This is a genomic window from Novosphingobium sp. BL-S-24, from assembly GCF_055521575.1.
Genome location: NZ_CM145487.1, coordinates 269310 through 287816, shown reverse-complemented (window position 1 = coordinate 287816; position 18507 = coordinate 269310). Strand labels below are relative to the sequence as shown.

The window sequence follows — 18507 nt, the reverse complement described above, 5'->3', positions numbered from 1 at the left end:
TTCAGTCATTTTTATCCGACATTATAGTTGGTTATAGGAATTATTTGAGGCGGCTCTCCACTCTGTGCAAACCTTAGCATAAGCTGGCTTGCATCCTCTTTGTTGAGCGCCGGCGAATAGAAAAAACCTTGCCCGACAGCACAGTCGAGCTCCATCAGGCGCCGCGCCTGAGCCATACTTTCGACACCTTCCGCAACGATCCCCAAGCCGAGCTTTCGCGCTATACCGATGATGCCTTCGACGATCACTGCGCTCGGTCCGTCGGCAAAAAGGGCTTCGACAAACGACCTGTCGATCTTGATGATGTCTACCGGCACGCTCATCAGATGGGTGAGAGAGGCATAGCCGGTACCGAAATCATCGAGCGCAATACGCAGCCCCTGAGCCCGCAATGCGGCCATGGACCGCCGCACGATACCGGCGTCATCGTCCATGTAGACTGATTCGGTAACCTCGAGAATCACATGCTTGAGCGGCACGTTGTGACGGTCGAAGCTCTCGCAAAGGGTGGTGTAGATGGATTCGTTGTGGAAATCGACGGAGGACACGTTGATCCCCACATGCTGCACCGGGATGCCGAGATCGAGCCAGGCGCGAATATCGCGAGCGACCTGACCTATCATGACCCGGGTGATCGATGAGGCAATATGTGCGTCGGTAATAGCATCCTGAAAGGAACTGGCCGGTACGTATTGATCGCCTATGCGCATACGGCACAAGGCTTCCATGCCGATTATGCCTCCGGTCTTGAACAGGACCACTGGTTGATAGAAAGCTTCGATCCGGTTCTCGCGTAATGCCGCATCCACTTCACGGATCGCTGTCAGCCGCCGGGTCATTCGGGTACGGATGCCAGGCCAATAGCGCATGAACCCACCGCGCCCGGTTTCCTTTGCATGATACAATGCAAAGTCCGCGTTTTGGCGTACCCTATCGGGAACCGCGTCACCGTGAGAGACGATCGCCAGGCCGATAGTCGCTTTCGGTCCCACTACATTGCCGCCGCAGTCCGCCGGTGGGACCAGCGCACGCAGATAACGGTCCATCGTGGTATCCAGATCAGCCAGGGACGCCGGATCGTGAATAATAATGGCAAATTCATCGCCGCCCACCCGGAACACCGTGTCTGGCGAACAAGCCGCAGCAAGCCGATCTGCAACCGTACGCAGCATTGCGTCTCCGGCCCGATGCCCGAAGGTATCGTTGACCACCTTCAGATTGTCGAGATCGACAAGACACAGGGCCCAGGCTCCGGGCGTTGAACAGTTCAGTCCACCGAGGGCGTTGTTGAATGCGTGGCGGTTCGACAGATCCGTAAGCGCGTCCGTGTTGGCCCGCCGTTCGTGTTCTTGCAGCCGGCGATGCCGATCCAGCGCGATGGTGCACAGATTCACGCATTGTCGTACCAGTTCGCGGTCGATGTCTGACGGCCCTCGGCTTTCGAAATAGTAGAATGCAAAGGTCGCGATTACCGTTCCTTTGGCGTCGAAGATGGGGCTGGACCAGCAAGCACGAATGCCAAGCGGGACGATAAGCTGGTGAAAGGATGCCCAATTCGGATCCGTCGTGATGTCGCGGGAAGTGACTTCTTTGCCGAAATATGCAGCTTCACCACATGAACCGATCCCCGGACCGATCGACACCCCATCGATCACCGAGGAGTAACTGGCCGGCAAACTGGGTGCAGCCAGCGAACAGAGCCTTCCCTCAGGATCGATCGTCAGGACCGAACACAATACGCCGGGCGCGCGCTTTTCTACCTCATTGCACAAACGGAGTATGGTATGCGACAGGTCTTCACCTTTCGCTATCATCTCCAGAATCATGTTCTGAAATTCGGTCACGTGAGATCTCAATACTTTGAAAAATGCCGCAGAATCACAATCGCTCATAAAGATTAATGAAAATGACTGACACTGGTCTCAATATACAACCGAACTGAATGTAAAGGAAGAAAGGTCGCAGCAGGCGGCGGCGGATGGGCTTTTTTGCTTAGTGGTCCATCATATCCCGGACGCGGGAGGCCAGTTGTTCGACCACAAACGGCTTGGTCAGCACCTGCATGCCTGGCCCCAGATGGCCGTTGCCGATGACTGCGTTCTCCGCGTAACCAGTTATGAAAAGCACTTTCAGGTCCGGGCGGTTCTGGCGGCCTGCTTCTGCCATCTGACGCCCGTTCATGCCTCCGGGCAAACCGACGTCGCTGACTAGGAGGTCGATCCGGGCATCTGATTGCAGGATTTTCAACCCGGCAGCACTGTCTCCTGCTTCGATGACAGCATACCCTCGATCTTCCAGGATGTCCGCGATGAGCATGCGAACACTCGGTTCATCATCGACGACAAGGATGGTTTCCCCCTGATCGCTACCGACTGTTGAACTGTTCGTGGTGGCGGCGGCATCTTCCGTTGCGTCGCCATAGTGACGCGGAAGATAGATGCATACGGTGGTGCCTTCCCCAATCTCCGAGTAGATGCGTACCTGGCCGCCGGACTGCTTTGCAAAACCGTAGATCATCGACAAGCCGAGGCCCGTCCCCTGCCCGATCGGCTTGGTGGTGAAGAACGGGTCGAACGCCTTACTGATCGTGTCGGGCGCCATGCCGGTGCCGGTGTCCGTCACGCATAGGGAGAGATACTGGCCCTCCGGGATGTCGTGGGTACGCGCGCCGTTCAAATCCAGCCATTTGTTGGCCGTTTCGATGGTGATTCGGCCGCCATCCGGCATCGCGTCACGGGCGTTGATGCATAAGTTCAGCAGCGCGTTTTCCAGCTGGCTGGGGTCCACCAGTGTCGGCCACAGGCCCCCCGCCCCTACAGTTTCGACCTTGATAGAGGGGCCGACCGTGCGCTGGATCAGATCGGTCATCCCATTGACCAGCGTGTTGACGTTTGTAGGGCGAGGGTCGAGCGTCTGGCGGCGCGAGAATGCCAGGAGCCGGTGTGTCAGTGCAGCGGCACGACGGGCAGCCCCTTGCGCAGCGACCAGATATTTGTCGACATCCGGCAGACGGCCCTGGTTCAGCCTGATCCCCACCATCTCAAGCGCACCGGAAATGCCCGCCAGCAGATTGTTGAAATCATGTGCGAGGCCACCGGTCAACTGGCCGACGGCCTCCATCTTCTGGGCCTGCCGCAGCTGTTCTTCAGCCTGCATAAGCTCTGCGGTGCGCGAGGCGACGCGCTGCTCCAGCGTATCGTTCAAGGCGCGCAGGGCAGCAGCGGCGCGATCCCGCTCCGCCTCAATCGCGCGTCGCTGCTGAATGTCGAGCAATACCCCGGGAAAGCTGATGGGCGTGCCGTCTGGTGCACATTCCACCCGACCGTTTGCCTCGATCCAGTAGAAATTACCATCCGTGCGTTTCACACGATACTGGTGGGCGTAAGCGGACCCGTTCTTGATCGCGGCGTCGATCGCTGCCGCCAGTCCTTCCTGATCGTCGGGATGCACCGTCTCCACGACTTGTGCCAGGCTCAGGCCCTCAAAACCGCGAGCGGGGTCGAGACCGAAGGAGCGCGCAAATGCCTCGTCCACCGTGAAGCGGTCGTTCACGACGTCCCACAGCCAGGTTCCGATGATCGCGCCTGCAGACAGTGCCAGCTTTACCCGCTCGATATTGGTTCGGGCCAGGGCCTCGCTGGCGCGCAGGGCATCTTCGGCGCGCTTGCGAGCGTCGATATCACGGAAGAGTACGGAGACTTGTCTGCGGCTCGCCGGTTCGACCCGCGCGGCGGATACCTCGATATGCCGGCCAGCGGCGAGAAAATATCGTTCGAACCGGATCGGCTCTCCGGTGCGCAACACCTGCCCGTAAAGGTCAGCCCATCCTTCGGCATCGTCCGGCTCGAGTTCCCGCAGGGTCACGCCAGCGACATTGGCGATGCCGGACTGCCTTTCGTATCCGGCGTTGGCCTCGACATGAACGTAGTCGCTCAGCGGGCCATGGGGACCGTCGAAGAACTCGATGATGCAAAAGCCATCGTCCACCGCTTCGAAAAGAGCGCGATAGCGTTCTTCGCTACGGGCCAGCGCGTCCAGCGCCTCTCGCTGTGACGTGATGTCCCGGGCGACCCCGACGAAGCGCAGCGGCCTGCCTTCATCGTCGCATTCCATTTCCCCGGTACGAGCGAGCCAACGAATGTCCCCCGTACCGGGGTCTTTCACTCGATACTCGATCTCGCGCGTGATCTCGCCAAATTTACGAGCATTGGCGCTTGCCAACAGATGCTGGTCCTCTGCGATGACCTGATCCTGAAAGGCGGCGACCGAATGCTGGCTTTGCACGGGAAGACCGTGGAGCCGGCAAAACTGCGCGGTGGCGGTCACCATCTCATCCGCCAATTCGACGGTAAACAGGCCGACGCCGCCCGCTTCCTGCGCCTGACGAAGCCGCGCTTCGGTATCGCTCAGGTGCTGCTCGGCCAGATGTTCGGTCGTCCGGTTGCGCAGCACTTTGACATAGCCCAGGTGTCGGGCCTCATCGTCGCGCAGCGGCGACATCTTGCCGCTGCCCCAGAACCTGGCCCCCGCCCCGCGCGAATACCATCGTTCGATGGTCTTCGATCCATCATCCGAGTTCAACGCATCCGCCATCTCCTGTTCGAGCACGGAGGCTGCACGATCCTCGTCGGTGAATACGGCGGAGAGCGAACTGCCGATCATATCCTCGGCATCCCACCCGAACGTGGCCGCTGCCCCGGCGCTCCAGTCGGTAATCGTGCCGGAAAGATCGGTGACGATGACGGCGTAGTCCGCCGCACTGTCCACGATCGCGCGGTGGCGGGCCTGTTGGCGTTGGGCGAGCGTAGCCGCGCGCCGCAGTTCAAGCGTCGTCATCGTCTGCCGCGCCAGAACCCGCAGAGCCTGCTGCTGGACGGGATCGAGTTCGCGGGGTTTATAGTCCAGCACACACAAGGTGCCGATCGGTGTGCCGTCCGCCGTCTTGAGCAGCGCGCCCGCATAGAACCTCAGCCCCGGATCGCCGGATACCAGCGGATTGCAGCTGAAATGCCCGTTTTGCGTCGCATCGGGGACGATCAGGAATTCTTCTTCCTGCAGGGCATGCACGCAGAATGACGTTTCCAGCGGGGTCTCGCGCACTCCCAGTCCGACTTCCGCCTTGAAGAACTGCCGTTCCGCGCTCACAAAATTGACGACCGCGATGGGTGCCTGACATAAAGCGGCCGCCAGTTCGGCGATTTCATCGAAAGCCTGCTCGCGCGGGGTGTCCAGGATGTCATACTGCTTCAGCGCATCGCGCCGTGCTTCCAGAACAGATGCTTCGCTCATTCGGATCAGCTCTTGGTCACTTTTACTCGGGCGCCGAGGTATGCCGCCGTCCCTGCCCCATCGGATGACAAAGTACAAACTGCCGCAGAATGTTTTCCGCGCGGTTTACAGGATTGTCATCTGGCGGGAGAGGCCCCGGATGGCGCGATGCGCCACACCGTATTGGAAAGGTCGTCCGCCACAAACAACGCGCGCCCTTGCGGATCGTACGTTACGCCCACCGGGCGGCCCCTTGCCTTGCCGTCATCGCCGATGAAGCCGGTGAGGAAATCACGCGGCTTGCCGGTGGGGCGCCCGTTGGTGAACGGAATCCAGACCACTTTGTAGCCGGCCAGCTGTCGCCGGTTCCAGCTGCCATGTTCGCCCACGAATGCACCATCGGCATAATTGCCGCCGAAGCCGCCGCCGGTGACGAATGTGACGCCCAGTGCGGCAACGTGCGAGCCAAGGGCATAATCCGGCGCTATCGCCTTGCGGACCATATCCGGCTTTTGCGGCTGGACACGCGGATCGACGTTGGCGCCCCAATAGCTGTACGGCCAGCCATAGAACGCGCCCGGACGGACGGAGGTCAAATAGTCTGGCACCAGTTGCGCGCCCAGTTCGTCACGCTCGTTGACGACGGCCCAAAGCTGCTGATTGGCCGGGTTGATCGCTAGCGCGGTGGGGTTGCGAATGCCGGATGCGTACGTGCGATGCGCGCCGGTGGCTCGATCGATTTCCCAGACGACGGCGCGATCCTGCTCGATCGCCATGCCGCGTTCGCCGATGTTGCTGTTCGATCCGATGCCGACGTACAGCTTTGATCCGTCCGCGCTGGCCGCCAGCGATTTGGTCCAGTGGTGGTTGGGCTTGGAGGGTAGCTTGGTCACCACCTGGCCCGGTACGTCGATACGCGTCTGGCCCGGCTGGTAGGGGAAACGCAGCAGTTCGTCCTGATTGGCGATATACAAGTCGCCGCCGACCAGCGCCATGCCATAGGGCGCGTTCAACTTGTCGATCAGGACAGTGCGTGTGTCCACTTTGCCATCGCGATTGGCATCACGCAGCAACGTGACCCGATTGCCTCCTTTGACATCCGACTTACCCAAGCTCTTGATGTACCCTGCAATTACGTCCTTGGGGCGCAGCTTGGGCGCGCTGTCCCCGGTGCCTTCAGCCACCAGCAGGTCACCGTTGGGCAATACCAGCATCTGGCGCGGGATTTTGAGATTCGACGCGAACGGCGTGATCGAAAAGCCCTTGGGAACGGTCGGCATCGCACCATCCCAGCCCGTAGGCGTGGCGATCTTCATCGGCGGGATCAGCGTTTCCTTTTGCCCCGGCAAAGTAGGCTTCGGGCCGGTCTGATCGACATCCGGCGTCTTGCCGCAAGCGGCCAGCGCCAAAACCATCGAGAGGCCAAGCAGGCTCGCGCCTTTACGTGAACCGATCATACCCGCCTTCTCCATGCCAGACCTGAAAAACCGAGCCATCCGGCAATGAGAGCGAGCACCGTGGAGATCACCGACAGCGCCAGTCCGGTCGTGCCGACTGAACTCCACGCGTCGCGGCTATGCTGGAAGGCGTTCACCAGTCCGACGACCCACATGCCGGCGACGACGATCAGGTAGAACAGGCTGCCTGTCTTGCGCAGAACCGCGATGAACGCACCAAGCATGACGAACCCGCCGAACACCAGCGCGCCAGTGATCAGCCATGCCGCGAAGTTCGACCACTGCATTTCGGCGCTGTTGAGATACGTGACATCGGACAGCAGCGCCGCCGGAAACATCGCGACCGGAAACGCCAGAAGCAGCGAATGCAGCGTGTGAAGCACCGTCGGAGGGCGGGAAAGAGCGGCCGGCAAGTTCATTCTCCTGGGAAACGCACGATGCGCGTCTATCGGGGGCAATGCGTACCGCGCCGGTTTGGTTGCGCGCAGAGTGTTGATCGACTTTGCAAAATTCACCTCGGCAGCGGCTCTTTCTGGCAGTCGCTTGATCCTGTCTGGAGATATTGGGGTTGCGCAGGCAGGCGAAAACCTGCTCTCCCTGCCGTCATTCCAACGCAGAGATCGTTCTTGATGCCCACTTTCCTACGCCTGATCCTGACCGTGCTCCTGTTCGGCAGCGCCTTGCCGGTCATGGCGCAGGATGTCGCTATCCTCGATCTTGCGCGGGAGGTGACGCAGGCGGAAGCGGACTTGCGGAGCGTCGATGGGGGGATGGACACCCGCCTCAATAACGACAGCCGGGCAGAACTTCGCGCCAAGGCGGTGGCCGCCCAGCAATCGGTGCGCGCATCGCAGGCCAAGCTTGAGGATCAACTGGCTCTGGTGGACGCTCGCATCGCCGGACTTGGGGCGGTGGCTGATGGCGTTACGGAAGCGCCCGAAATCCAGCGTCAACGCCAGCGTCTCGCCAAGACACACGCCGCGGTCGACGCCGCCGTAAAACGCAGCCGCCTGGTGGATGTCGAAGCGCAACAATTGCTGGACGAGATCGACCGCAGCCAGGCGGCGCAATTGAACGAGGCGCTTTCCACCAAAGCGTCTTCCCCGCTCGCTCCCGGTTTCTGGACGACGCTGCTGAAGGCCATGCCGCGGGATCTGCGACGGGTGGACCTGTTCGCCAAACAGGGGTTCGCCCAGATCCGCCAGCAATGGAAAGGCTGGCTGCCGTGGCAGGCAGCTGCGGGGACCATCGTGGCGTTCTTCCTCATGTTCCCGCTGCGCGTGGCGGGGCGCAAGGTCGGCCAGCGTTACCTGATCGGCAGCGCGCCGGGCCATCGCGTCCGCCGCTCCGCCTACGCCATCTGGCGCGTGCTGGTCGGAACCATCGCTCCCCTTCTGGCCGCCGTGGCGCTGGTGCAGGGGTTCCGCTGGGCAGGCCTGTTCCCGGACCGCTGGGACGATCTGCTGGACGGCTTCATCGTCGCCTCGGGATTCTCCGCGTTCACTGCCTCGCTGGCCGGGGCGGTGCTGATGCGCCGCCAGCCATCGTGGCGCATCGCCCCGATTCCTGACGAGATGGCCAGCGCCATCCATCCGATGACCATGATCCTGGCGGGCATCGCCTTTGCCAGCATCATTCTCGATACCTTCAATCGCACCGTCGGCGTCAGCGTGATCGCGACGACGGCGGGCGAGATGATCGAGGCGCTCGTCCATCTTATCTGGATCGGCGCTTTCCTGATCCTGCTTGGCCGTCTGCGTGCGCGCCGGACGGAAAGCCGGGAAGCCGAGTACGAGGCAAACGGAACCGAAACGCCGTTTTCGGGCGGCGCGGGTCTGGCAGTCATGACGCTGGTAAGCTGGGTGCTGGTGCTGGCCGCGTTGGTCGCCCTAGCGCTGGGCTACGTCGGGCTCAGCCGGTTCATCTCGCAGATCATCGTCTGGGCCGTCATCCTGGGATCAGCGCTCTACCTGCTGCTCGGGACCGCTGACGACGTCGCTACGACGGTGTTCCATCGCGACAGTCGGCTTGGTGTCACCCTCACGCGCAACGTCGGGCTTCGGGGCAGCGTGATCGACCAGTTCGGAGTGCTATTCTCGGGTGCGCTGCGTATCCTGCTGGTCTTTGTCGCGCTGGGGATGCTGATGTCGCCGTTCGGCGGGGGCAGTGGACCCGGCAGCTTCTTCAGCCGGGTATCTTCGTTGGCGCAAGGGATCGAGATCGGCGGCGTATCCATCTCGCCGGGCGCCATCGTCCGGGCAGTGATCGTCCTGACCGTCGGGCTGGCGGTCGTTCGCGCGTTCATGAGCTGGCTGGAAAAACGCTATCTGCCCGCGACTGACCTTGATGGATCGGCGCGTAATTCCGCCGGCCTTGTGGCCCGCTACGTCGGCATCGGGCTGGCGATCATCTGGGCGCTGGCATCGCTGGGCATAGGAGTGGAACGCATCGCGCTGCTGCTGTCCGCCCTGTCGGTCGGCATCGGCTTCGGTCTTCAGGCGATTACCCAGAACTTCGTGTCCGGGCTGATCCTGCTGGCCGAACGCCCGATCAAGATCGGCGATTGGGTGCGTGTCGGCACGGACGAGGGCGACGTGAAGCGCATTAGCGTGCGATCGACCGAGATTACCCTGCCCGACCATTCCACCCTGATCGTGCCCAATTCCGAACTCATCACCAAGACGGTCCTGAACAAGACGCTGGCCAGCCCGCTGGGCCGGATGCAAATCCAGTTTTCCGTGCCGCTCGGTACCCCGGTCGACAAAGTGCTCTCGATCGTCCTCGGAGCGTTCAGGGATGAACCGGCGATCCTGGAAGCGCCGGCGGCATCGGCTTTCGTGGATTCGATCGCCGACGGGCGCGTGCTGTTTAACTGCTTCGCGCACGTTGGGTCACCGCGCGACGTCTATGGCGCTCGCAGCCGCGTGTACCTGACGTTGCTGCGCCAGTTTGCCGATGAAGACATCGATATCGGCACCGTCCCCCAGCGTCTGGAACTGCACTCCGCCGCAGAGATCGGCGCCGCTCAACCACTGCCCCGGCATGACGATCCCGACGAAGTTCGCCGCCCCTAGCGGCAAACCGACCCCAAAAATCAAAGCGTTCTCTGAACGTCCGAAGCGGCGTCCGTTCCGACCTGGACCGAGGGCGTGTCCGCATCCAGCAATTCGCGAACCCGCCGCGCCAGATCGCGCGAGGTGAAGGGCTTGTGCAGAAGCGATACCTCGGGGTCCAGGCGTCCGCCATGGACAATGGCGTTGCGCGTGTATCCCGATGTGTAGAGCACCTTGAGCGACGGCCGGATATGGCGCGCCGCGTCGCTCAGTTCCTTGCCGGACATGCCGGGCATGACCACGTCGGTGAACAGCAGGTCGATACGCTCCTCGCCTCGCGCGACGACTTCCAGCGCCGAACGCCCGTCCGGTGCCTCGATCACGGTGTATCCCAGATCGCGCAGGACCTCGACGGAAAATGCCCGCACCGCCGCGTCATCTTCGACAACCAGAATGGTCTCGTCCAGCATCGCGCGCCCTTCGCAGGATACCGACTGCGGCGCTTCGTCCTGATCGGCAGACCCTTCGAACCGCGGGAGATACATCGTCACCTTGGTGCCATGGCCCGGCGTGGAATCGACGTAGACCTGCCCGCCGGACTGCTTGACGAACCCGTAGACCTGGCTCAGCCCCAGCCCCGTGCCCTTGCCGATTTCCTTGGTGGTGAAGAACGGCTCGAAAACACGCGTCACGTTGTCCACCGACATGCCGACGCCGGTATCGCTTACCGAAATCACGACATAGTTGCCCGGCGGCACCTCCATATGCGTCGCCGCATAGCCACCGTCGAGATGCGCGTTGGCTGTCTCGATCGTCAGCGTGCCACCTTCGGGCATCGCGTCGCGCGCGTTGACCGCCAGGTTGATCAACGCGTTTTCCATCTGGTTGGGGTCAGCCTCCACCGCCCACAAGTGCGGGCTGGCGACGACGTTCAACGTCACCAGTTCACCCAGCGAGCGGTTCAGCAGTTCGGACATACCGGCAATAAGCCGATCGAGGTCCAATGCCTTGGGCGACAGCGGCTGGCGACGCGCGAAGGCCAACAGCCGCTGGGTCAGCGCACCCGCCCGCTCTGCCCCGGTCATCGCGTTGCCGATCAGGCGTCGGGCCTTGGCGCCGTCTTCCTTGTCGATCGCGCGCGAGGCCATGTCGATGTTGCCGGTGATGATCGTCAGCAGGTTGTTGAAATCGTGCGCAATGCCCCCGGTGAGCTGGCCGACCGCCTCCATCTTCTGCGATTGCCGCAGACGCTCTTCTACCGCGCGTTTTTCCGTCAGGTCGCGGGTGATCTTGGCGAAACCGATGAACTCGCCGCTTTCGTCGTGGATGGCCGCGATCACCACAGTGGCCCAGAATTCGGTGCCATCCTTGCGGACACGCCACCCCTCGGCCTCGGACTTTCCGACACGGCGGGCCGTATCCAGCATTCGCAACGGCATGCCGCCATCGCGATCTGTCTGCGTGTAGAATGTCGAGAAATGCCGCCCGACGATTTCTTCCGCGCTGTAGCCCTTCACCCGCTGAGCGCCGACATTCCAGTTGGACACGTATCCTTCCGGGTCCAGCATGTAGATCGCGTAGTCGGTGACGCCGTCCACCAGGATACGAAAGCGCCGCTCGCTTTCTTCGAGCCGTTCGAACGCGGCCTGAATTTCGCGTGTGCGGTCCTCGATACGCGCTTCCAACGTCGCGTTGAAATCGCGCAGGGTGGCTTCGGCAACACGCTGATCGGTGATGTCGGTATGGACCCCGACCCATAGCTCCACCTGACCGTCCTCGTCGATGATCGGGATGGCGCGCACATCATAGTGCCGCCACTCGCCGTCATGGCGAAGGAGGCGGTGTTCGAATACGAAGGGAGCGCTGGCTTCCACCGCCCGGTTCCAGGCTTCCACCGTCGGCTGGGCATCGTCGGGATGGACGCGGCTGGCCCAGCCATAACCCTCGTATTCGGACTGCGACTGGCCGGTCAACGCAGACCATCCGGGCTGCTGGCCCTCCATCCGGCCTTCCGGTGAATTGGTCCACAAAATGCCCTGCACCGCATCGACGGCCGCACGGAAACGGCGGTTGCTGGCGCTGAGGTCCGCCTCCGCAGCGCGGCGGGCGGCGAGTTCGCGCCCGGACTGCTGGTTCAACCGGGCATTGTCGATCGCTACGGCGGCATGGCCGGCGATACCCTGAACGACATCCTCATGCTCGGCGGTGAACTGTCCTTCGCGGTGGTGGCCAAAGAACAGACCGCCGTGGACTTCGCCGTTGCGGGAAATGACGGGGACCGCAAGATAACTTGCGACTGGCAGGTGACCCGGCGGCATTCCCTTGAACGGCTCGTTGCGACCGTAACGATCATCCTTGCGGATATTGTCGGACCGCACCACTGCACTCCCGGCGAACGTCGGCGCGAAAACCTCGGTGTTGCGGGGCATGCGAAATCCGGCAAACGCCTCCCGGTCCGCACCGGAGAGGCTATAAAGCATGTAGCTCTCGCCGCTATCGTCAACTTGATTGTAGAAAAACGCGCCGAATTCCGCGCCGGTGAGATGGACGCCCGTATCGGTGATCATCTGCACCACCCGGTCCAGGTCACGCTCCGCAGCGACGGCCGCGCCGGTGCGGTTCAGAGTCCCGAACGAATCCTGCAGCGCGACATTGCTGACCGCCGCGCCCACGAAGCTCGCCAGGTTGGAAAGCGCCTCCACCGATTGCGGATCAGGGGTGCCGGTCTTGGCCCAATAGGCCCCGATCGCCCAGCGGTTCGGCCCCGCTTGTACCGGCATCATCGCCATCGATTTGACGAACGTATCGCGGTAGACTGCCACCGGCACCCGGTCGTCTTTGTAGATGTCGGCGATCACCGCCGGCTCGTCATGCGCCATGACCCAGCCGGACACGCACTCGGCGCTCAGGAAGCGTTCGTTAAGCCAGAGCGGCGCGATGGCATCCTCGGCGGCGTAGTGGCAATGTTCGCCATCGCATTTCACCAGGGTAATACCATCAGCACCCACGATTTCTCGCGCTGCGCTTCGGACGATATCGACGACTTCATCGATGGAGCGCACGCGGACAAGCCGCTCGGCGGCGGCGAACAGTGCGGGCCATTTCCCCGTATCAGACGCGTCTGCCATCATGCCCCGGATATAATAAGAACAGCGATATAGCTGTTTCCAACGACGCGGCATAGCGCAGAAAATAGGGGCTTGGACGGATTAACGAGGTGCAGATGCCGTACAGCCACAAGTCGCCTCAATCATAAATTGCAATTGCGTCGCAATACTGATAGGCGATGCATGGATGACAGTTGAGAAACGCGCAACCAGGGTTCACCCCTTGCAACTTGCTCTTTGGCGTCATCGCAGTATAGCGCGCCGCAAGTGCACAGGGACGATTCCGTGACGATCCCGTCTGGATGGTCGCCGTGCGGCCCAAGTCGGCGCAGGTGCTGCATCGTATGAACAGCGTCAGCGCGGCCGGGACCAAACCGTTGAATGTCGAGGATGAGATGTTGATGAGCGATCGCAAGGCCGAGGCGGCCAATCTGGCTCCTGCCCCGCTTGAGCCTACGGCCGCCCTGACCGTGGAAGAGGTGTTGTCGGTCCATCACTGGAACGACCACCTGTTCAGCTTTAAGATCACGCGGCCCGCCTCGTTCCGCTTCCGTTCGGGCGAGTTCATCATGATCGGCCTGCCGGGCGACAATGGCCGCCCGCTGTTGCGCGCCTATTCGATCGCCAGCCCTTCGTGGGCGGAGGAAATCGAGTTCCTCTCGATCAAGGTCGAGGATGGCCCGCTTACGTCCAGGCTGCAACTGATCCAGCCCGGCGACAAAATCTACCTTGGCCGCAAGCCGACCGGCACACTGGTGACAGACGCGCTATCGCCCGGTAAGCGCCTGTTCCTGTTCGGATCGGGCACCGGCCTTGCCCCGTTCCTGTCTCTGATCCGCGACCCGGACGTGTACGAATGCTTCGAACAGGTCGTCGTCGTCCATTCCGTGCGCACCGTGGCCGATCTCGCTTTCCGTGAGGAGTTGGAAAGCCAGCTGGCGGGTGATCCGCTGGTGGAGGATCAGGCTCTGGTCCAGTTGTCCTATGTCCCCACGGTCACGCGCGAACCGTTCCACACCACCGGGCGGATCAACACCCTGATCGACAACGGACGCCTGTTCGAAGGTCTGCAGGGCGAGGCGCGCCTCGTGCCCGAAACCGACCGCGTGATGCTCTGCGGATCGATGGCGATGAACAAGGACATCGCCGCGCTTCTGGAGAGCATGGGCTTCGTCGAAGGATCGAACAACAAGCCGGCCGACTTCGTGATCGAGCGCGCTTTCGTCGGCTAAGCCCGCTCGCGCCGGTCGTCCGGAAGGCGACCGGCAGCAGTGCATTGCAAATTCACACGAAGTCCATTTGCCTGAGTTGAGACGGCGAGCGACAAGGAACCCTCCCCAGGAGGCGTTGCCATGACTGTTGCCGTATCCCGTTTCGCCGCTGTGCGCCCGTTCATGTGGGCGGGCTTCGCACTGCTGATCGTCACGCCGCTTATCGCCATGCGCCTCACCGACGACGTACGATGGGATGCCGCCGATTTTCTGGCGGCAGGGCTGCTGCTGGGCGGACTTGGTGCTGCCATCGAAATCGTCTCTCGCACTGTGAACCGCCCGCGCGTACGCGCTGTGCTGATGGCCACCGCCATCGGCATCGCCTTTGCGACGTGGGCTGAAGCGGCGGTAGGTCTGTTTGACTGATAACAGCCGCCCTTCCCAATTCTCCCCCCGTGCGCGGAAGGCGGGAACGGCACCCCTGCACGCGAGTTAGCGGATGCAGCATCACACGACGGCAGGCGATCCGTGATGGAACGCCGCCCCGTGCACGGGAGCATCGTACATGTCGCAGGGGTCCGCGAGTTTTTCCTTTGCCAAGCCGGAACGACTGATCCACGAACTGGGCGCTGAATATCTCGGCGACGGCACGCATTTCGGCATCTTTTCCGAACATGCCGAGAGCATCGAACTGTGCCTGTTCAGCGATGATGGCTCCGAGGAAATCTCGCGCATGGAGTTGCCTTCGCGCGAGGGGTCGATTTTCAGCGGATATGTGCCCGGGGTGAAGCCCGGCCAGCTCTACGGATACCGCGCGCACGGTCCGTATGAACCGGAACAGGGCCATCGCTTCAATCCCAACAAGCTGCTCTTCGACCCTTACGCCCGCGAAGTGTCGGGAGCGATACAGTGGGATGATGCGCTGTGGGGTTATGACCTTACCACGGGAGACGACCTGACTTTCGATCCACGCGATTCAGCTCCCTTCATGGTGAAGAGTGTCGTGCAGGATCCTGATTTCGATTGGGAAAATGACCGGGCTTTGTCGCGCCCATGGACCGAAACCATCGTTTACGAAGCCCACGTCCGCGGCCTGACGATGACGCATCCGGACGTTCCCGAAGCGCTGCGTGGCACCTACGAAGGCATGGCGAGCGAGCCGATCCTGCACCACCTGAAGACCCTGGGCGTCAGCGCAATCGAACTGCTGCCCTGCCAGTTCTTCCTTGATGACCGGATGCTGCTGGACAAGGACCTGTCCAATTACTGGGGCTACCAGACGCTGGGCTTCTTCGCGCCGGAACCGCGCTTCCTGCGGGGCGGAGACGTCGCCCCTCGCGCGATCAAGCAGTTCAAGGACATGGTGAAGCGGTTCCACAAGGCGGGCATCGAAGTGATCATGGACGTGGTCTACAACCACACGGCGGAGGGGTCGGAAAAAGGCCCGACGATGTGCTTCCGGGGGTTGGACAACGTCAGCTATTACCTGCTCTCGCCGGAAAATGCCCGGCACAGCTTCGACACCACAGGCACCGGCAACACGCTGCAGGTCGCGCACCCGATGGTGATGCGCATGGTGCTCGATTCCTTGCGGTACTGGGTACAAGTGATGCACGTCGACGGCTTCCGCTTTGATCTAGCGTCCACCCTGGGGCGTGAGCAGCAGGGCTTTGATCGGGAAGGAGGCTTTTTCGACGCCATCCGTCAGGACCCGATCCTGGCGGGGGTAAAGCTGATCGCCGAGCCATGGGATGTGGGCATGGGCGGCTATCAGGTCGGCGGTTTCCCGCACCCCTTCCGCGAATGGAACGACAAGTTCCGTGATACCACGCGCGCCTTCTGGCGCGGCGACGAACGACAGGTGGGCGACATCGCGCAGCACCTGATCGGCTCCCCCGTCCAGTTCAATCACTCGGACCGGGGCGCGACCAGTTCGATCAACTTCCTGGCCGCGCACGACGGCTTCACGCTGATGGACACCGTTTCCTACAACGAGCGCCATAACGAGGCGAACGGCGAAGGCGGGGCCGACGGCCATGACAACAACATCTCGGACGACATGGGCTGCGAAGGCCCCACGCAGGACGAAGGCATCAATGCCGCCCGTGCCCGTCGCCGTCGCGCGATGATGGCGACCTTGCTGGTCAGCCAGGGCGTGCCGATGATCCTGTCGGGGGACGAGATCGGCAACAGCCAGCAGGGCAACAACAACGTCTATTGCCAGGACAACGAGCTGGGCTGGATCGACTGGGCTGCGCGCGACGACGAATTTCTGGATTTCTGTTCGCAGATGATCGCGCTCCGCCGGCAGTATCCGGTGCTGGCGCAGGAGAATTTCCTGAACGGTGATGCCACCGACAACGAGCGGACCGAGATCGCCTGGTTCCAACCTGACGGCCGCCCGATGGACGCCGAACTCTGGGAGCAGGACTCGCTCCGCGTGCTGGGCATGATGGTTGATTATTCGGCGCGCGAAGTGTTTCTGGACGGCGGGCGGCCGCTGTTTGCCGTGTTCAACGCGGGCGACGGGCTGGACTTTACCTTGCCGAGTGGAAACGGCGCGGATCGCTGGGAGCGCGTGCTCGATACCGCGCGTGACGACCCGTTCACAGTCGAGCCGATCAATGCCGAGCAAGCGACGATCTCGCCCGCCAGCGTCAGCCTGTTCCGCCCCGTTTGAGGCGGCGGGCATGACAGACATGGAATGGGGCGCGCGTCCGATCGGTGACGGACGTTGGCGGCTGTCCCTGTGGGCGCCCGATGCACGGGAAGTTGCGGTCGAGCTGGATGGCGAGGCCATTGCGGCGGTGGCTCAGGGAGAAGGTTGGTGGACGGTCGTGGCGGATGCTACGGCCGGAGCGTCCTACAGTTGGCGCATCGATGATAGCCTTTACCCTGATCCTGCGGCTCGCGCTCAGGCGGGGGATGTCCACGGGCCGTCGGTACTGGTCGATCCCGCGCGCTTTGAATGGCGCAACGACTGGGCGGGGCTGCCGTGGCATGAGGCTGTCGTCTACGAACTGCATGTGGGGACGTTCACCGAAGAAGGCACTTTCGCGGCTGCGGCGGCCCAACTGCCGCGTCTGCAGCAGCTGGGCATCACCATGGTCGAACTCATGCCGGTCGCGCAGTTCGAAGGCGATCACGGATGGGGTTACGACGGCGTCCTGCCTTATGCGCCGCACCCGGCCTACGGTTCGCCGGATGACTTGTGTGCCTTCATCGATGCCGCGCATGGCTTTGGCATGGGCGTGCTGCTCGATGTCGTGTACAATCACTTCGGGCCTTCGGGGAACTACCTTGGCGCATGGGCGCCCTCGTTCTTTCATCCTGAACGAGCATCTCCGTGGGGCCAGGGCATCGCGTTCGAAACCCCGGCGGTACGGGAGTTCTTCATCGGAAATGCGCTGCACTGGCTCGATGACTACCGGTTCGATGGGCTTCGCCTCGATGCCGTCCATGCGATAGAGGATCATTCCGAACGCCACTTCCTCGACGAGCTGGGCGAGCGGATCCGGGACCGGGAATGGGGTCGCCCGATCCACCTCATCACCGAGGATGAGCGCAATCTGGCGCGCTATTTCACCGCAGATGCGCCTTTCGACGCGACCTGGAACGATGATTGGCATCACGCCGTCCACTGCCTCCTCACCGGAGAGGACGAAAGCTACTACGCCCCCTTCGCAGTCGATCCGGTCGGCGATCTCGCCACCGCCCTTGCCGATGGCTACGTGGAACAGGGCCAGCCTCGCGCGAACGGCGAAGAACGCGGCGAACCCTCAGCCCACCTGCCCCGCATGTGTTTCATCAACTTTCTCGGCAACCACGATCAGGTCGGCAACCGCGCCCAGGGAGAACGTCTCCATCATCTGACGCAAGACCGCCACGCCCTGCGTGTCGTAACCGCGATGACACTTCTGTCGCCCTTCGCCCCGATGATCTTCATGGGCGATGAATTCCTGACCAAAGCGCCATTCCTTTTCTTCGCTGACTTCTCCGGCGATCTGGCCGAAGCGGTGCGCAAAGGTCGCGCCCAGGAATTTTCCCGCTTCAGCGCCTTTGGCGGCCATGTACCTGATCCGATCGCAAAGCAGACATTCCTGAAATCGAAGATCGGCACTCCGCAGAATGCCGAGCAGCATGAACACGAGCAGTTCATCCGGGGCTTGCTCACGCTTCGCTCAAAACACCTTCACCCCCTGCTCACTCGCTCGTCCCATCCTGCCACTTCAGTCACACGGGAGGGGGACGTGATCGAGGCTCATTGGGCTTTCTCCCCGGGTACGTTGAACCTGAAAGTGAAGCTCGGAACCGATGGCCCCACGCTTGAGCCGCACCCCGAGCCTTTCTTCAAGATCATGGGCGAAGAAAGCGGCTTTGCCTTTTCCGCTGCCGTCAGCCCGGAGTAAAC

At 62.1% G+C, this 18507-nt stretch carries 10 protein-coding genes; 5 read left to right on the top strand and 5 right to left on the bottom strand.

Annotated features, from left to right (window positions below; genetic code table 11):
* Positions 1-11: 11 nt before the first annotated feature.
* The 4 genes from ACZ1JM_RS01090 to ACZ1JM_RS01075 all read right to left on the bottom strand — a co-directional run bounded on the left by ACZ1JM_RS01090 (position 12) and on the right by ACZ1JM_RS01075 (position 7138).
* A complete protein-coding gene (locus ACZ1JM_RS01090; RefSeq protein WP_465132255.1) occupies positions 12-1844 on the bottom strand; it encodes a bifunctional diguanylate cyclase/phosphodiesterase in 1833 nt (610 codons plus the stop codon).
* A gap of 148 nt (positions 1845-1992) precedes the next feature.
* Positions 1993-5289, bottom strand: a complete 3297-nt coding sequence (locus ACZ1JM_RS01085; protein WP_465132254.1) for a PAS domain S-box protein — start codon at positions 5287-5289, stop codon at positions 1993-1995.
* A gap of 116 nt (positions 5290-5405) precedes the next feature.
* A complete protein-coding gene (locus ACZ1JM_RS01080) occupies positions 5406-6725 on the bottom strand; it encodes a PQQ-dependent sugar dehydrogenase (RefSeq protein ID WP_465132253.1) in 1320 nt (439 codons plus the stop codon).
* The gene (locus ACZ1JM_RS01075) at positions 6722-7138 is read right to left on the bottom strand and encodes a DUF2231 domain-containing protein (protein WP_465132550.1); all 417 of its coding nucleotides are present in this window, start codon (positions 7136-7138) and stop codon (positions 6722-6724) included. The genes ACZ1JM_RS01080 and ACZ1JM_RS01075 overlap by 4 nt, the downstream gene beginning before the upstream one ends.
* A gap of 216 nt (positions 7139-7354) precedes the next feature.
* On the opposite strand from ACZ1JM_RS01075, the gene ACZ1JM_RS01070 reads away from it, so the two are divergent.
* Positions 7355-9799, top strand: a complete 2445-nt coding sequence (locus ACZ1JM_RS01070) for a DUF3772 domain-containing protein (RefSeq protein ID WP_465132252.1) — start codon at positions 7355-7357, stop codon at positions 9797-9799.
* A 20-nt stretch (positions 9800-9819) separates the two neighbouring features.
* On the opposite strand, the gene ACZ1JM_RS01065 is transcribed toward ACZ1JM_RS01070, so the two are convergent.
* Entirely contained in the window at positions 9820-12909 is a 3090-nt protein-coding gene (locus ACZ1JM_RS01065) for a PAS domain S-box protein (protein WP_465132251.1), read from the bottom strand.
* Positions 12910-13286: 377 nt separating this feature from the next.
* Between ACZ1JM_RS01065 and ACZ1JM_RS01060 the strand changes: the two genes are divergently transcribed.
* From ACZ1JM_RS01060 to treZ, 4 genes are all read left to right on the top strand, one after another.
* On the top strand, positions 13287-14117 hold the full coding sequence (locus tag ACZ1JM_RS01060) for a ferredoxin--NADP reductase (RefSeq protein ID WP_465132549.1): 831 nt from the start codon (positions 13287-13289) through the stop codon (positions 14115-14117).
* A 120-nt stretch (positions 14118-14237) separates the two neighbouring features.
* Positions 14238-14522: a hypothetical protein gene (locus ACZ1JM_RS01055; protein WP_465132250.1), complete on the top strand. Its 285-nt coding sequence runs from the start codon at positions 14238-14240 to the stop codon at positions 14520-14522.
* A gap of 139 nt (positions 14523-14661) precedes the next feature.
* Entirely contained in the window at positions 14662-16776 is a 2115-nt protein-coding gene (gene glgX, locus ACZ1JM_RS01050) for a glycogen debranching protein GlgX (RefSeq protein ID WP_465132249.1), read from the top strand.
* Positions 16777-16786: 10 nt separating this feature from the next.
* Positions 16787-18505 carry a malto-oligosyltrehalose trehalohydrolase gene (gene treZ, locus ACZ1JM_RS01045; RefSeq protein WP_465132248.1) on the top strand — a complete coding sequence of 573 codons (1719 nt, stop codon included), beginning with the start codon at positions 16787-16789 and terminating at the stop codon, positions 18503-18505.
* The last annotated feature ends 2 nt before the right edge of the window (positions 18506-18507 follow it).

Excerpts from the sequence above, each read along its gene's own strand:
- ACZ1JM_RS01055 (WP_465132250.1), top strand. The coding sequence starts at position 14,238 with ATGACTGTTGCCGTATCCCGTTTCGCCGCTGTGCGCCCGTTCATGTGG.
- ACZ1JM_RS01080 (WP_465132253.1), bottom strand. The coding sequence starts at position 6,725 with ATGATCGGTTCACGTAAAGGCGCGAGCCTGCTTGGCCTCTCGATGGTT.
- ACZ1JM_RS01060 (WP_465132549.1), top strand. The coding sequence starts at position 13,287 with ATGAGCGATCGCAAGGCCGAGGCGGCCAATCTGGCTCCTGCCCCGCTT.
- ACZ1JM_RS01070 (WP_465132252.1), top strand. The coding sequence starts at position 7,355 with ATGCCCACTTTCCTACGCCTGATCCTGACCGTGCTCCTGTTCGGCAGC.
- ACZ1JM_RS01065 (WP_465132251.1), bottom strand. The coding sequence starts at position 12,909 with ATGATGGCAGACGCGTCTGATACGGGGAAATGGCCCGCACTGTTCGCC.
- glgX (WP_465132249.1), top strand. The coding sequence starts at position 14,662 with ATGTCGCAGGGGTCCGCGAGTTTTTCCTTTGCCAAGCCGGAACGACTG.
- treZ (WP_465132248.1), top strand. The coding sequence starts at position 16,787 with ATGACAGACATGGAATGGGGCGCGCGTCCGATCGGTGACGGACGTTGG.
- ACZ1JM_RS01085 (WP_465132254.1), bottom strand. The coding sequence starts at position 5,289 with ATGAGCGAAGCATCTGTTCTGGAAGCACGGCGCGATGCGCTGAAGCAG.